This is a genomic window from Pseudomonas sp. GL_091, assembly GCF_057837725.1.
Genome location: NZ_CM174451.1, coordinates 4,757,528 through 4,772,712, shown reverse-complemented (window position 1 = coordinate 4,772,712; position 15,185 = coordinate 4,757,528). Strand labels below are relative to the sequence as shown.

The following is a 15,185-nucleotide window of genomic DNA, read 5'->3' as shown; positions in this document are numbered from 1 at the left end:
AATTATTCAGGGGCGCCCGGACACCGGGCTGCCCGAGGTTTCTCCAGATGTCCAAGCAAGCATCCACTGCTGCCGCTGTTCAGGGTTCGAGCGCGGGTTCAAAAAGCCACAGTGACAAAGGAAGTCGCTATTTCCAACTGATGCTGTTGGTGCTCGCCGCCGGTGCGATCTACCCGATCCTGTACCTGCGCCAGGTCTACCAGACCACCATGCTCGAAGTGTTCCAGATCAACCACAGCGAACTGGGTTACCTGTACTCGATGCTCGGCACGATCTTCCTGCTCTCGTACCTGCCCAGCGGCTGGCTGGCGGATCGCATCGCACCGCGCTTCCTGATTTTCTTCTCGCTGGTCGCCACCGGAGCCTTGGGCTTGTGGTACTCCACCGCGCCGTCGATGACCGGTTTGATGATCATCTTCGGTTGCTGGGGCCTGACCACCGGCCTGACCTTCTGGGCTTCGGTGCTCAAGCGGGTGAAGATGATTGCCCTGCACAGCGAGCAAGGCCGGTTCTTTGGCATCCTCGACGGCGGCCGCGGCCTGGTCGAAGCGCTGCTGGCAACGGTTGCCCTGGCGCTGTTCGCCTTCGCCACCGAAACCCGTGGCGAGTCGGTGGCCGAAGGCTTCAAGCATGTGGTTTACCTGTATTCCGTCACCTGCATCGTCATCGGCTGCGTGCTGGTACTGATCAAGGACCCGAAGGCAATGGAGGACACGCCGGCGGTGGAGAAGGGCAAGTTCAACCTGCTCAGCGACCTGACCACCCTGGTGAAAATCCCCGAGCTGTGGCTGGTCACCGCCATTGTGTTCTGCGGTTATCACATCTTCTGGGCCACCTACAGTTTCTCCGATTACCTGCAGGGCGGCGGCATGACGGCGGTGATGGCCGGCACCATCACCACCATCAAGTTGTGGATGCGCCCCATCGGCGGTATCGGCGGTGGCTGGCTGGGTGACAAGTTCTCCAACATCTCGGTGCTGTGCGTGGCGTTGTTGCTGGCGAGCCTGGCGATGATCGGCCTGATCGTGTTCCCGGCCCTCAACAGCCTCGGCCTGCTGATCGGCACGGTGATTTTCATCGGCCTGATGACTTACGCCATTCGCGGTCTGTACTGGGCAATCCTCGACACCTGCAACATTCCGCTGCGCATCACCGGCCTGGCCATCGGCATTGTCTCGGTGGTGGGTTACCTGCCGGATGCCTTCATTCCCTTGATCAACGGCTACCTCACCGAACATTTCCCCGGTGCCTTTGGTTACAAGCTGTATTTCGGCTACATCGCCTTCGTCGGCCTGCTCGGGACCCTGGCGGCCCTGACCTTGCGCGCACGTATCAACCGTAAATCCTTGAACAAGACCTCTTTGAACAAGACAGGTGCCTGAGATGAAAATCGTCGCCCTTGAAACCCATATCGTTGCTGTTCCGCCACCGCACATCGGCGGGATGTACTGGCTGTTCGTCAAGCTCAAGACCGACTGCGGCATCGAAGGCGTCGGCGAAATCTACGCCGCGACCTTCGGTCCCAAGGCCATGCTGCCGATCATCGAAGACGTGTTCGAGCGCTACCTGCTGAACCAGGACCCGCACCACATCGAGCGCTTTTTCCGCCAGGCCTATTCGAGCGGTTTCACCCAGCGGCCGGACCTGACCATGATGGGCGTGGTCAGCGGCCTGGAGATGGCCTGCTGGGACATCATCGGCAAGGCGGCGAACAAGCCGGTCTACGAGTTGCTCGGCGGCAAGGTCAATGAACGCCTGCGTTCCTACACCTACCTGTATCCGGTCAACAGCAAGGGCGAGTACGACTACGACGACCCGGACCTGGCTGCCGAGTGCGCCATCGAGAACATGAACAAAGGCTTCACCGCCGTGAAGTTCGACCCGGCAGGCCCGTACACCGCGTACTCCGGTCACCAGATCTCGCTGGAAGTGCTGGAGCGCTGCGAGACCTTCTGCCGCAAGATCCGCGAAGCGGTGGGCGACAAGTGCGACTTGCTGTTCGGCACCCACGGGCAAATGGTGCCGTCCTCGGCGATCCGCCTGGCCAAGCGCCTGGAGAAATACGACCCGCTGTGGTTCGAAGAGCCGGTGCCACCGGGCCAGGAAGACGCCATGGCGCAAGTCGCGGCCAAGACCAGCATTCCGATTGCCACAGGTGAGCGGCTGACCACCAAGTATGAATTCTTCAAGCTGTTGCAGGCCGGCGGCGCGTCGATCCTGCAAATGAACGTCGCCCGCTGCGGCGGCCTGCTGGAGGCGAAGAAGATCGCCAGCATGGCCGAGGCTTATTACGCGCAGATCGCTCCGCACCTCTACAACGGGCCGATTGGCGCGGCGGCGAGTTTCCAGTTGGCGACGTGCACGCCGAACTTCCTGATCCAGGAAAGCATCATGACCTGGGGTGGCTTCCATGCCGAAGTCCTGACCAAACCGTTGCAGTGGGAGGACGGCTACATCATCCCGTCCACCGAGCCGGGCCTGGGCGTGGAGCTGAACATGGACGTGGTGCGCAGGCATTCGCCGTACACCGGTTCACGCCTGCACCTGCAAATGGCGCCGACCCCGGCGGATGTCAAGGACACTTCGCCGGCCAGGGGCTGACGGGATTACTTGCCCTTCATGGGAAATGTCTGCTGTAGGAGCGAGCTTGCTCGCGATGAACCTGAGAGCACCGTGGGGTATCAGGCTCACAGCGTTATTGTTGGCGACCATCGCGAGCAAGCTCGCTCCTACAGGGCATCACCCATTCCGGTTTTTTTGTACAACGACTTACGCGGTAACCGTGCATGACATACGACTACATCATCGCAGGCGCCGGCGCAGCAGGCTGCGTCCTGGCCAATCGCCTCTCGGCTTCCGGGAAACACACGGTGCTGCTACTGGAAGCGGGCGGGAAAGACAGCTCCTTCTGGTTCAAGATCCCGGTCGGCTTCGCCAAAATGTATTACAACCCGACCTTCAACTGGATGTACTACAGCCGCCCGCAAAAGCAGCTGAACAACCGCGAGATCTACGCCCCGCGCGGCAAGGTGCAGGGTGGTTCGGGCTCGATCAACGCGATGGTCTACGTGCGTGGCCAGGCCCATGACTTCGATGACTGGGCGGCCAACGGCAACGACGGCTGGGGTTTCAAGGACGTGCTGCCGTACTTCCGCAAGCTGGAAAACCACCCGCTGGGTGACAGCGAGTACCACGGCGGCAGCGGCCCGATCAGCATCACCCCGATGAAGGGCCAGACCCATCCAATCTGCGATGTGTTCCTCAAGGGTTGCGATGAACTGGGCTACCCCATCAGTGACGACTTCAACGGGCCGAAATTCGAAGGTGCGGGCATCTATGACGTCAACACCCGCGACGGCCAGCGCTGTTCCAGCAGCTTCGCCCATTTGCACCCGGCATTGAGCCGACCGAACCTTGTGGTCGAGCATTTCGCCCTGGTGGACCGGGTGCTGTTTGACGAGCGGCAGCGCGCGACTGGGGTCTCCATCACCCAGCATGGCGTGGTGCGCACTTTCAGTGCCAACAAGGAAGTGATCCTGTGTGCCGGTGCCGTGGACACGCCAAAGATTCTGCAACTGTCCGGCGTGGCCGATCAGGCGCTGCTGGCCAGGCACAACATCCCGATGGTCAAGCACCTGCCGGCGGTGGGGCAAAACCTGCAGGATCACCTGTGCGCCAGCTACTACTACAAGGCAAATATCCCGACGCTCAATGACCAGCTCAGTTCGCTGTTCGGCCAGTTCAAGCTGGGCCTGAAGTACCTGTTCACCCGCAAGGGCGCGCTGGCGATGAGCGTCAACCAGGCCGGCGGGTTCTTCCGTGGCAGCGAGCAGCAGGCCAACCCGAATTTGCAGTTGTACTTCAACCCGCTGTCGTACCAGATCCCGAAAAACAACAAGGCCAGCCTCAAGCCAGAGCCGTACTCAGGCTTCCTGCTGTGCTTCAACCCGTGTCGGCCGACCAGTCGCGGGCATATCGAGATCGCTTCGAAAAACCCGCGGGATGCGGCGCTGATCGACCCGAATTACCTGAGCACCCAGAAGGACATCGACGAGGTGATCCAGGGCAGCCGCCTGATGCGCAAGATCATGCGGGCACCGGCGCTCAAGGGCATCACCGTCGAAGAAGTGTTGCCGGGGCCGGCGGTCGAAACCGACGAACAGATGTTGCAGTACTTCCGCGAAAACAGTGGCTCGATCTACCACCTGTGCGGTTCCTGCGCCATGGGGTCGGACGAGCGGAAGTCGGTGGTGGATAAACAGCTCAAGGTTCATGGGCTGGACGGTTTGCGCATCGTCGATGCGTCGATTTTCCCCAATGTGACGTCGGGCAACACCCACGCCGCGGTGCTGATGGTGGCGGAGAAGGGGGCTGACCTGATCCTGCAGGACGCTTGATACCGGTCACCTGGTTGCATCAAAAATGAATTTCCACCGAGTCCGCTGCTCATACCTTTTAGGTGGCGGATCAGAGCCCGCGAAATCATTGAGGCAATCAGGGAGCGGCACGGTCATGAGTCGAATACCGACGGCGGGTGGAGATCTTCCTGGCGGGTTGATTCTGGTGATTGAGGATGACCCGCTGATCCTGGAGTTTCTCTGTGAAATTCTTCAGGAGGAGGGTTTTGTCGTCGAGCCGCAAATCAGTGCGGATGCGGCAGCGATCTATCTGGAACAGCATGCGCCGCAGGTGGGCATGCTGCTGACGGACATCACCATGCCCGGCACGCTCAATGGCGCGGACTTGGCCAACCAGTTCGGCGATCGCTGGCCGGACAAGCCGATCATGATCATGTCCGGTTTCGAAACCCCTGAAAGCGCAGGCGTGCGGCACGCGGTCTCGTTCATCAAGAAACCCTGGATGATTGGCGGACTGCTCGATTGCGTGGGCCAGACCTTCAAGTCCAAACGACTCAACTGACTTGCGCGCAGATGCTACATTGCCGGGCAAATCCGTCCGGCACCTGCGAGGTTCTTTTCCTTGTCCGATCACTCTGTTTTCAACTCGACTTACCGTGCCTTTCTGTTCGACATGGACGGTACGGTCCTGACGTCCATTGCCGCTGCCGAGCGGGTCTGGACCACCTGGGCCGTGCGCCATGGTGTCGATGTCGACAGCTTCCTGCCGACCATCCACGGTGCCCGCGCCATCGACACCATCAGGCGCCTGGGCTTGCCCGGGGTGGACGCCGAAGCTGAAGCAGCGTGGATTACCGAAGCGGAAATCATCGACGTCGATGGGGTATTCGAAGTGGCTGGCGCGGCGAAATTCTTGCGGTCTTTGCCAGCCAGCCAATGGGCGATTGTCACTTCCGCCCCGCGGGAGCTGGCGTTGCGGCGGATGGCGGCGGCGGGGATTCCCGAGCCTGAGGTGATGGTGACGGCAGAGGACGTCACGGCTGGCAAACCCGACCCCGCGGGGTACCAACTCGCGGCCCGGCGTTTGGGCGTCGAGCCTGGGCAGTGCCTGGTTTTTGAAGACGCCACGGTGGGGATTCTGGCGGCCGAGGCGGCGGGGGCGGACTTGATGATTGTCACGGCGACCCATGAACAGCCGATCAAGACGTTGCATGGGACGTTGGCGGGTTATGACATGGTTGCCGCGAGCGTGGATGCCGGCGGTCTGATTCGTTTGCAGTTTTTGTGAACGACACATTTCCCCTGTGGGATCAGTGTTCCTGTCAGTAAAGTCCCGGGATTAACCGCCAACTGCGGGCGCTATAGGCCTCGTATTCGCTGCCGAACTGCGCCCTCAACAAGGCTTCTTCCGAGTGAATGCGCGCAATCAGCGGGATCAGCGTCAGCGCCACCAATATCAGCCCGACACCAGAACGAAAGGCCAGTGCCCAACCCATGCCGATGACCATCATCCCCAGATAACTGGGGTTGCGCAGGTTGCGGTAAATCCCCTCGGTGACCAGTCGATGCCCCTGCTGAATCGCCACCAGCCCGCTGAAGCGCTTGCCCAGCACAAACACCGGCCATAACCGCAGTGCGCCGCCGACGATGAACAACAGCGCCCCGAGCCAGCGCACGCCCTCTCCGCCAAAGGTCCAGAAATCGATGCGGTCGGTATAGGCCGGCAGAAAGCCGCTCAGTAAGCCGATCACGCCGAAGGCTGGAATGACCCAGCGGTTGGCCCGGTCTTCGCGTTCCCCCGAACTCAGGTTGACTTCGGTGAACAGTGATACGACGGCCATAATCAGGGTGGCCAGGGCAATGACGACCAGTGAGCCGTGGCTGAAGTAAGCCGCGAAACCACCCAGCCCCCAGATTGCCAGGGCGAGGTAGGCGAGGGTGCTGGCGACAGCGAAAAACGCCAGTTTGGCCGAGATTTTCATGGTGCCTCCAAAAGTAACCTCCGTCAGGTTCAGTGTAGATACCGATGCTTCCCACGCCGGGCGAGGGTGCGATCAAGGCACCTCTGATCTTGCATTGCGCCGAATCACCTGTGGCGGTTGCCCGAACACCCGCAGGAACGTTTCGCGCATGCGCCGGCGGTCAGTGAACCCGGTTTCCAGGGCGATCTGGTCGAGGGTCAGGCGTCCGCGTTCGAGCATCTGGCGCGCCGCTTCCAGGCGCAGGTTTTCGATGGCCTTGGCCGGCGATTGCCCGGTTTCGGCGCGAAACGCCCGGCTGAATTGCCGGGGGCTGAGGTTGGCCACTTGTGCCAGTTGCTCCACCGAAAGGGGCTGGGCGAGGTGTTCCCGGGCGTAGCCGAGCACGGTTTGAATACGATCGGATTTCGGCTCCAGCTCCAGCAACGCCGAGTGCTGCGACTGGCCGCCCGCGCGGCGGTGGTACATCACCAGTTTTTGCGCCACGGCCCGGGCCAACTCGGCGCCGTGGTCCTTTTCCACCATGGCCAGTGCCAGGTCGATGCCCGCCGTCATGCCGGCGGAGGTCCAGATTGAACCGTCGATCACATAGATGCGATCGGCCTCGACCTTGATCGCCGGAAACCGCGCCTGCAGTTCCCGGGCGTAGGCCCAGTGGGTGGTGGCCCGCCGCCCGTCGAGCAAGCCGGCCTGGGCCATGACGAACGCCCCGGAGCAGATCGACGCCGTACGGCGCGCCGTGTTGATGCTGGCCCGCAGGTAATCCAGCACGGCCTCGGGCGCCTGTTCGACGATGGAGTCGCCGCCGACCACGATCACCGTGTCGAACTCACGCCCGTCGAAGGCCTCGGTGCCGACGCTCAAGCCGCCGGAGGCGCGCAGGTTGTGACCTTTTTCGGACAGCACGCGCACGTCATACAGCGCCTCTGCGGCACTGAAATTGGCGTACTCGAACACCGGCATGGCGGCCAGCGCCATGGACTGGAAACCCTCGAAAACCACGAACGCCACGCTGATCATCGGCCTGCCCTCAAACGGTTATGTCCTAAAAACGTACTTTAAACGTCATTTGAGACAATCGTAAGTCCCTTTATAACGGTCAGCACGCGGCGAATCTCTCGCCTCACCGTAGAGGAATTGCACCATGGCGCTTTCATCCAAAGGCACTGCACTGATCACCGGCGCTTCTTCGGGCATTGGCGCGGTGTATGCCGACCGCCTGGCCCGGCAGGGTTACGACCTGATCCTGGTGGCCCGCAGCCAGGGCAAGCTTAATGCCCTGGCCAACCATTTGAGCGACGAAACCGGGCGCACCGTGGAGGTGGTGGCTGCCGACCTGACGAACAAGGCGGATTCGCTGCGGGTCGAACAGATCCTGCATAACGATGCCAGCATCACCTTGTTGGTCAACAACGCCGGGGTCGGTGGCGTCATGCCGCTGCTCGCCAGTCCCGTGGACGACATGGAAGCGATGATCAACCTCAACGTGACGGCATTGATGCGCCTGGCCTATGCCGCCGTACCGGGTTTCGTCTCCCGGGGCACCGGCACCGTGATCAATATCGCCTCCATCGTCGCCATCGCTCCGGAGATCCTCAACGGCGTGTACGGCGGGACCAAGGCGTTCGTCTTGAGCCTGAGCCAGTCGATGCAGCATGAACTGGCGGACAAAGGCATACGCATCCAGGCGGTGTTGCCGGGGGCGACCGCCACCGACTTCTGGAGCGAGGCCGGCAACCCGGTGGAAAACCTGCCGAAGGAAATCGTGATGTCCGCCGAAGACATGGTCGATGCCGCACTCGCTGGCTTGGCGGCTGGCGAAGTGGTGACCATTCCCGGGCTGCACGATGGCAGCCAGTGGGACCGTTTCGAAGCCCAGCGCCGGACGCTGTCCGGGTTGTTTGGCAATAGCGTGGCGGCGCCGCGTTATCGCTGAGACGGTCACCCCGGACCGGGTGAACTAGACTTGCATGAGAGGACCGTTCACCGCTGGCTCGTTGACCCGTTCGGCGAGCCGGTGGCGTGTAACAGGAACCGACATGCTTCACATCCGAACACCTTTGATCCTGCACCCAGGCCTGTCGACCCCGACCCGCCGTATCTGGCTGAAACTGGAAAACCTGCAACCCAGCGGCTCGTTCAAATTACGCGGCATGGGTTTGCTGTGCAGCCAGGCTCAGCAGCAGGGCAAGCGCAAGGTGGTCTGTCCCTCTGCCGGGAACGCGGGGCTGGCCACGGCCATGGCCGCTGCCCGCCTGGGGCTCAAGGCATGCATCGTGGTACCGCACACCACCCCGCAAAGCACTCGGGCGCGGATCAGCAAGACCGGCGCCGAAGTGATCGTGCACGGCAAGGTCTGGGACGAAGCCAATCAACGGGCAAAGGAACTCGCCCAGGACCCACGCAGTGAATTTGTGCCGGCCTTCGACCACCCGCTGTTGTGGGAAGGGCACAGCACCATGGTCGATGAAATCCTTGAAGACTGCCCGCCAGTGGATGTGCTGGTGACATCGGTGGGCGGCGGTGGCTTGCTGGCAGGGCTGCTCACCGGACTGATTCGTCATCGGCACACCGATTGCCGTATCGTAGCCTGCGAAACCGAAGGCGCGGCGTCGTTCGCCGCGGCGGTGGCGGCCGGGTACCCGGTCAAACTGGCGAAAATCGACACCGTCGCCACTTCCCTGGGCGCCGCGCAAGTGGCCGCCTGGCCGGTCAGGCACATCGGCGATTTTTCCCATGAGTGCGTGGTGCTCAGTGATGATGACGCGATCATGGGCGTGGTGCGTTACGCCAATGATTTGCGTCAGCTGGTCGAACCGGCGTGCGGTGTTTCATTGGCGATTGCCTACCTCGATCACCCGGCGATTGCCGACGCCCGGGACGTGGTGATCGTGGTATGCGGCGGGGTGAGTATCAACGCGCAACTCGTGGCCGGGTGGGCACGCTTGTCCACTGGCACGCACGCCAGGTAGGGCTGGAAACGCTATCCCGGTGTCACAAGCCCCACCGCTGGCAATGACGATCTTCAGTGATCGGTGGCAACGCCTTCCTGGACGAGAATGGCGCGGGCCAGGTCTTCGTCGCTTGCGTTGTTGAGGGCGGGATTGTCCTGACGGATCTTTTTCAACACCGACTCCAGATACGCACCACGAATCGCACCGCCACTGGCGACGAAGCTGGATGCGTCATCCCGGGCGGGAATCATGAGTTTGTCGTCTTTGAACGTTGAGTACAGCGAGGCGGAAACCCCGGCCGAGGTGGCGACATCTTCGGCATCCACTTTGGCCATAGCGGAACCTGCGGGCAAACAAAGTACCAGAGAAGAAATGATAAACAGACGGCGCATGACGGTGTCCTCCGACAGCATGAAGCATAAGGGAAGTACCACATAGTTTAGGATGCGCGGTGGTTGCCGAGAGTTCCGTGGCATTAACGAGGAGTGGGGTGAGTGGGAGGCTGGGTCGTTGAACGTCGATGTTCAAAGTGTGGTGATCGGGGCCGGTGTCGTCGGATTGGCAGTGGCCCGGGCCTTGGCAATGAGCGGGCGCGACGTGCTGGTGGTCGAGGCGGGTGAGGGCATCGGCACGGGCATCAGCTCACGTAACTCGCAAGTGATTCACGCCGGTATCTATTACCCGGGCGGCAGCCTCAAGGCGCAGTTGTGCGTGGAGGGCAAGCAGCGTCTCTACGCTTTTTGCGATGAGCATGGTGTTGATTACCGGCGCGTGGGCAAGCTGATCGTGGCCACCGATGAGCAACAGCGCTTGGCTTTGCAGCGTCTGTTGCAGCAGGGGCGTGTCAATGGTGTCGATGACCTGCAATGGCTGGAAGGCGCCCAGGCCCGGGCGCTTGAACCGGCGTTGTCCTGCGTCGCGGCGCTGTGGTCGCCGTCTACTGGCATCGTCGATTCTCACGCCCTGATGCTGGCGCTACAGGGCGATGCCGAGCGGTTCGCAGCGACGCTGGCCTTGCGCACGCCGTTGCTGTCGGCCCGTTGCATCGAGCAGGGCTTCGAGCTGCACATGGGCGGCAGCCAACCCATGACCCTGTGCTGCCGCGAATTGATCAACTGCGCGGGGCTGTCCGCTCCCGAGGTGGCGAGCAGCATCGTCGGTCTGCCGGGGCCATTCATTCCCCAGGCGCATTTGTGCAAGGGCAGTTATTTCAGTTTCAGCGGCCGGGGACCGTTTCGGCATCTGGTGTATCCGGCCCCGGAGAGCGCGGGACTGGGTGTGCACATGACGCTGGACCTGGGCGGGCAGGTGCGCTTCGGGCCGGATGTCGAATGGGTCGAGCACATTGATTACCGCGTCGAGCCCCGCCGGGCCGAGGGGTTCTATCAGGCGATCCGCCGTTATTGGCCGGGGTTGCCGGACAACAGCCTGCACCCGGCCTACAGCGGCATTCGCCCGAAAATCAGCGGGCCGACCGAGCCGGCCGCCGATTTTCTCATCAGCGGATGCGCCGAACATGGCGTGCCTGGGCTGGTGAATCTGTTCGGCATTGAATCACCGGGGCTGACCAGTTGCCTGGCGCTCGCCGAGCGCGTGGTGAAACGCCTGAACGACCGATGATCAGTGCTGGCGCTGCTTTGCGGCCATCGGGTCTATGCTAGGGGGTGCGCTTACTGCCATCGGAGAACTCTGATGATCACCGTACGCACTGCCTGCCTGCTGGCCGATTACAAACGCTGGGCCAATCAGCGCCTCTTTGACAGCCTCGCGGCGCTCCCTCCGGGCGAAGTCAAAAAAGAACGGGTGTCGGTGTTCAAAAACATGATTGGCACCCTCAATCACGTGTACGTGGTGGATTGCATCTGGCAGGCGCACCTCGAAGGCCGGGGGCATGGCTTCAAGACTTCACACGACCTGCTGCATGCCGATCTGTCCGAACTGCGCCTGGCGCAAAAAGACATCGATCGCTGGTACTGCGACTGGAGCGCCCGGCAAACCGATGCCTCCCTGGACAAGCCCCTGGAGTTCACTTTTGTCTCAGGCGAAAGCGGCACCATGAGCGCCGGCGCGATGCTGATGCACGTGGTCAACCACGCCAGCTATCACCGTGGCTGGGTGGTGCAGATGTACTTCGAGATTCCGGCCATGCCACCGGTGACCGACATGCCAGTGTATTTGCGCGAGTCCGAGCCGGTGGTCCTGCAGTCGATCAATGCCCCGATAGTGGCGCCGCCATGTGCTGTGCAATTTTCGAGCGCAACCAGCGTTCTGCCGGATCGTTATCGTTGACCCCGTTCCAGACCATCGACACCAGACAAGCGACAGGCAAACGATAGAACCCGGCCACAAGGCACGCAAGCCGGTGGATTCTGGCGTCAGTCGACATCAACGTTGCCTGACACGCCGCCATCGCGAGCAGGCTCGCTCCCACACTGGATCTTCCGCGGGCACAAATGCTGTGTACGACACCCATCAACTAATGAAATGGCTACCCCCGCTGCCCCCTGTGATCGCCCACTAAGCTTTCGCAGGGGGCTCATCGGAGATCGTTGCCATGAACAAAGTAGCTATTGCCGCCATCGACTTGGGAAAACACACCTTTCATCTACATGCACAGGATGATCGTGGTCACGAGCTGTACCGAAAAAAATTCAATCGGGTAACGCTCATGCAGCACCTGGCAAATCTCGAGCCCTGCACCATCGTGATGGAAGCCTGTGGCGGCGCCCACTTCATGGCACAGGAGGCCATCAGGCTGGGACATGCGCCCAGGCTCATCGCACCTCATCTCGTACGCCCTTACGTGAAAAGCAACAAAAATGACTTCGCTGATGCCGAGGCGATCTGCGAAGCAGCGACTCGTCCGACGATGCGTTTTGTGCCGGTAAAAACTCAGGCCCAGCAAGTGCTAGCCATGCTGAACTCCACCCGAGACTCGTTCATCAAGGATCGCACCGCAACCGTCAATCGGATTCACGCCGCGCTTCTGGAGGTTGGCGTGAGCCTGGCCCCGGGCTTCAAGTCGATCAACGCTCTACCGGAGCTGCTTGAGGCGAGTTCAATTTCTGAGCCCTACAAAAAAAATCTGATGAGACTGTATCGACATCTCAAGCATGTGGAGGAGGAGATCAAGTCGCTGGATAAGGACGTGGAATGCCAGGCCGCTGAAGATGATCTGGCGACTCGTTTGATGACTCTGCCGTGTGTCGGCCCGATCACCTCCACCGTCCTGGCTGCCGAGCTGGGCGATGGCAAGCAGTTCAAATGCGGCCGAGGCTATGCAGCTTCCATCGGACTGGTCCCCAAGCAGCATTCCACGGGCGGGAGGTCTGTCCTGCTGGGCATCAGTAAGCGCGGTGATCGCAACCAGCGACGCCTGCTCGTCCAGTGCGCTCGTGTTTACTTGATACAACTGGAGCGACAGAAAGGCGCTTTGGCGGACTGGGTCCGCCGGTTATTGGCGTCGGGACATCACTCCAATCTAGTGGTTTGTGCGCTGGCCAACAAACTGGCAAGAATCGCCTGGGCGATAGCGGCACACCACACTGAATTCGATGCGGGGCCAGCCGCGATGAACGCCTGACCCCGCTGTCACCCAAGCACCACCCACCTGGTTTTGCGATGCTGGATAACTGATGACGTGAACGGCCAACCGGCCTGACGACAACCCTGGGCTCTCACACGGCTGAAAGGCCGTTCCACTAATTAGGGTCGTTGGGCATCGATTCTCATCGAGGCGCGGGGCGACAACCCCAACTCAGACGCCGGATAGATGAAAGCAAGCCAAACACGACATCAACAACAGTATTGCAGAAAAGGGGGTAACCATAGATGTGGGAGCCGTTTCAGGTGGCGGATTCAGGCTCTGTCAGCACCTTCCGGAATGTCTCCACCAAAGGTCGCAAATTGATCCGGTGCCATGCTGCCCACAGCGGCGTGGTGAAGGAAATCCACGGCACTTCCCGCAGCACTACACCCGGCGGGGCATTGCGGCTCAGACCTTTCTGGATCATCGCGATGCCTAGTCCCGACGCCACCAACCCAAGCGCGGTGAAAGGCTCGGTGGCTTGCATGCGGATGTCCGGCGTGAAGCCGGCCCGGATGCAGGCGCTGACGAAGTCGTCGTGGCAGCTGGCGTTCTGTCGGTGCTGCACGCCGATCCATTCCTGGTCGGCGAGGTCCGCCAGCGTCAGCACAGTCTGCTGCGCCAGCGGATGGTGCTCAGGCAGGGCCAGCAGCATCGGATCGTCCAGCACCTGGAAACCCAGCAGATCCGGGTCGTCATCGGTCGGTGGTTCGCTCACCAGGGCAATATCCAGGCTTCGCTGGCGCAAGCCTTCGAGTTGTTCGGCCGAGCTGAGGTTGTACAGCGCCACGTGTACCTTCGGCCGGTCGACCCGCAGCACGCGCAAGGCATTGGGCAGCACGCCGGCGTGCATGGCATTTTCGATGTAGCCAATGCACAGGCCGCCTTCTTCGCCGCGCCCCAGACGTTTGCCGAGGGATTCCAGTCGATTGGCGTGGGTCAACAGGGCGCGGGTTTCGGTGAGGAAGGTCTGGCCGTCGCGGGTCAGGCGGATACGTTGCTGGCTGCGCTCGAACAGAGTCAGGCCCAGGCGTTCTTCGAGCTGGGCGATCTGCCGACTCAGGGGTGACTGGGAAATGTGCAGGCGCTCGGCGGCGCGTCCGACGTGTTCTTCCTCGGCGACGGCGACGAAGTAGCGCAATTGGCGGATGTCGATCATGTCAGACCCTTAGGGACTCAAGTGCTGCGCATTATGTCTTGGACGGTCCGATCATCGCAATCTAGGATCTGCTCAACGGTCACTGCACTACTCAACAAGAGATGGCCACTGACACTCAAGAGGATCAATCATGAGCTTGAAAGACAAACTGCCCGGCGCGCTGGGTTTCGGCACCGCGCCGTTGGGCAACATGTTCCGCGCCATCCCGGAAGAGGAAGCGCAAGCGACTGTCCATGCCGCCTGGGATGCCGGCGTGCGCTACTTCGATACCGCGCCGTTCTACGGTTCGGGTCTGTCGGAGATTCGCCTTGGCGGCGCACTGTCGCGCTACAACCGTGACGACTTTGTGCTCAGCAGCAAGGTCGGCCGGGTGATCCTCGATGAAGTCGAAGACGCCGCCGCCCGTGACTTGGGCGAGAAGAGCGGAGTGTTCGAGCACGGCCGGCCGAACAGGATCGTCAACGACTACAGCGCCGATGCAACGATGCGTTCGATTGAAGACAGCCTCAAGCGCCTGCAAACCGATCGCCTGGACATCGTCTGGGTGCACGATATCGCCCAGGATTTCTACGGCGACCAATGGCTGGAGTACTTCAACCAGGCCCGTACCGGTGCCTTCAAAGTGCTGACGCGTTTGCGCGAAGAGGGCGTGATCAAGGGCTGGGGCCTGGGTGTGAACAAGGTTGAGCCCTGCGAGCTGACCCTTGATCTGAGCGAAGCGCAACCGGACGGTTTTCTGTTGGCCGGCCGCTACACTCTTCTCGACCATGATCGTGCCTTGCAGCGTCTGATGGATGCTGCCCTGGCGCAGAACGTCGAAATCGTGGTCGGTGGCCCGTACAGCTCGGGCATCCTCGCCGGTGGTGCGCACTTCGAATACCAGAAGGCCAGCCCGGCGATCATCAACAAGGTCGAGCAGATCAAACGCATTGCGACGGCCCACGGTGTCGACGTCAAAGCCGCTGCATTGCAATTCTCATTGGCTAACCCGGCAGTGGCCGCGGTGATTCCCGGTTCCAGCCGCCCGCAGCGGATTGCCGAAGATGTGGCCGCGTTGTCGGCGGTGATTCCCGCTGCATTCTGGCAGGCGATGCGTGAGGCGAAGCTGGTTTCCGAGCGCGCACCCTTGCCCCTCATTGGAGCTTGAGC

At 61.4% G+C, this 15,185-nt stretch carries 15 protein-coding genes; 11 read left to right on the top strand and 4 right to left on the bottom strand.

Features of this window, described 5'->3' with window-relative positions:
* The first annotated feature begins 47 nt into the window (after nt 1-47).
* From AC3ITY_RS21715 to AC3ITY_RS21695, 5 genes are all read left to right on the top strand, one after another.
* A complete protein-coding gene (locus AC3ITY_RS21715) occupies nt 48-1,382 on the top strand; it encodes an MFS transporter (protein WP_489304848.1) in 1,335 nt (444 codons plus the stop codon).
* Between the two features lies 1 nt (nt 1,383).
* Nucleotides 1,384-2,601 carry a mandelate racemase/muconate lactonizing enzyme family protein gene (locus AC3ITY_RS21710; protein WP_489304846.1) on the top strand — a complete coding sequence of 406 codons (1,218 nt, stop codon included), beginning with the start codon at nt 1,384-1,386 and terminating at the stop codon, nt 2,599-2,601.
* A 185-nt stretch (nt 2,602-2,786) separates the two neighbouring features.
* Nucleotides 2,787-4,397: a GMC family oxidoreductase gene (locus tag AC3ITY_RS21705; RefSeq protein ID WP_489304844.1), complete on the top strand. Its 1,611-nt coding sequence runs from the start codon at nt 2,787-2,789 to the stop codon at nt 4,395-4,397.
* Between the two features lie 115 nt (nt 4,398-4,512).
* On the top strand, nt 4,513-4,920 hold the full coding sequence (locus tag AC3ITY_RS21700; protein WP_489304843.1) for a response regulator: 408 nt from the start codon (nt 4,513-4,515) through the stop codon (nt 4,918-4,920).
* A 60-nt stretch (nt 4,921-4,980) separates the two neighbouring features.
* Nucleotides 4,981-5,646, top strand: coding sequence for an HAD family hydrolase (locus AC3ITY_RS21695; RefSeq protein WP_489304841.1), 666 nt, complete (start codon nt 4,981-4,983; stop codon nt 5,644-5,646).
* 34 nt (nt 5,647-5,680) lie between these two features.
* On the opposite strand, the gene AC3ITY_RS21690 is transcribed toward AC3ITY_RS21695, so the two are convergent.
* Together AC3ITY_RS21690 and AC3ITY_RS21685 are read right to left on the bottom strand one after the other, a co-directional pair.
* The gene (locus tag AC3ITY_RS21690) at nt 5,681-6,340 is read right to left on the bottom strand and encodes a methyltransferase family protein (RefSeq protein WP_489304839.1); all 660 of its coding nucleotides are present in this window, start codon (nt 6,338-6,340) and stop codon (nt 5,681-5,683) included.
* A gap of 72 nt (nt 6,341-6,412) precedes the next feature.
* Nucleotides 6,413-7,357: a GlxA family transcriptional regulator gene (locus tag AC3ITY_RS21685; RefSeq protein WP_489304838.1), complete on the bottom strand. Its 945-nt coding sequence runs from the start codon at nt 7,355-7,357 to the stop codon at nt 6,413-6,415.
* 124 nt (nt 7,358-7,481) lie between these two features.
* Between AC3ITY_RS21685 and AC3ITY_RS21680 the strand changes: the two genes are divergently transcribed.
* Both AC3ITY_RS21680 and AC3ITY_RS21675 read left to right on the top strand, forming a co-directional pair.
* Nucleotides 7,482-8,273 carry an SDR family NAD(P)-dependent oxidoreductase gene (locus tag AC3ITY_RS21680; RefSeq protein WP_489304835.1) on the top strand — a complete coding sequence of 264 codons (792 nt, stop codon included), beginning with the start codon at nt 7,482-7,484 and terminating at the stop codon, nt 8,271-8,273.
* 103 nt (nt 8,274-8,376) lie between these two features.
* Complete coding sequence (locus tag AC3ITY_RS21675) at nt 8,377-9,309, top strand: pyridoxal-phosphate dependent enzyme (protein ID WP_489304833.1); 933 nt, start codon at nt 8,377-8,379, stop codon at nt 9,307-9,309.
* Nucleotides 9,310-9,362: 53 nt separating this feature from the next.
* Here the strand turns inward: AC3ITY_RS21675 and AC3ITY_RS21670 are convergent, their stop codons facing one another.
* Nucleotides 9,363-9,683: a DUF2388 domain-containing protein gene (locus AC3ITY_RS21670; RefSeq protein ID WP_489304832.1), complete on the bottom strand. Its 321-nt coding sequence runs from the start codon at nt 9,681-9,683 to the stop codon at nt 9,363-9,365.
* 118 nt (nt 9,684-9,801) lie between these two features.
* On the opposite strand from AC3ITY_RS21670, the gene AC3ITY_RS21665 reads away from it, so the two are divergent.
* The 3 genes from AC3ITY_RS21665 (at nt 9,802) to AC3ITY_RS21655 (ending at nt 12,874) form a co-directional block, all read left to right on the top strand.
* Nucleotides 9,802-10,911: an NAD(P)/FAD-dependent oxidoreductase gene (locus tag AC3ITY_RS21665; RefSeq protein ID WP_489304830.1), complete on the top strand. Its 1,110-nt coding sequence runs from the start codon at nt 9,802-9,804 to the stop codon at nt 10,909-10,911.
* Between the two features lie 72 nt (nt 10,912-10,983).
* Nucleotides 10,984-11,580, top strand: coding sequence for a DinB family protein (locus tag AC3ITY_RS21660; protein WP_477777997.1), 597 nt, complete (start codon nt 10,984-10,986; stop codon nt 11,578-11,580).
* Nucleotides 11,581-11,845: 265 nt separating this feature from the next.
* Nucleotides 11,846-12,874 carry an IS110 family RNA-guided transposase gene (locus AC3ITY_RS21655; protein WP_223460745.1) on the top strand — a complete coding sequence of 343 codons (1,029 nt, stop codon included), beginning with the start codon at nt 11,846-11,848 and terminating at the stop codon, nt 12,872-12,874.
* 262 nt (nt 12,875-13,136) lie between these two features.
* On the opposite strand, the gene AC3ITY_RS21650 is transcribed toward AC3ITY_RS21655, so the two are convergent.
* Nucleotides 13,137-14,036, bottom strand: coding sequence for a LysR substrate-binding domain-containing protein (locus AC3ITY_RS21650; protein ID WP_489304829.1), 900 nt, complete (start codon nt 14,034-14,036; stop codon nt 13,137-13,139).
* A 130-nt stretch (nt 14,037-14,166) separates the two neighbouring features.
* On the opposite strand from AC3ITY_RS21650, the gene AC3ITY_RS21645 reads away from it, so the two are divergent.
* Nucleotides 14,167-15,183: an aldo/keto reductase gene (locus AC3ITY_RS21645; RefSeq protein ID WP_489304828.1), complete on the top strand. Its 1,017-nt coding sequence runs from the start codon at nt 14,167-14,169 to the stop codon at nt 15,181-15,183.
* Nucleotides 15,184-15,185 lie beyond the last annotated feature (2 nt).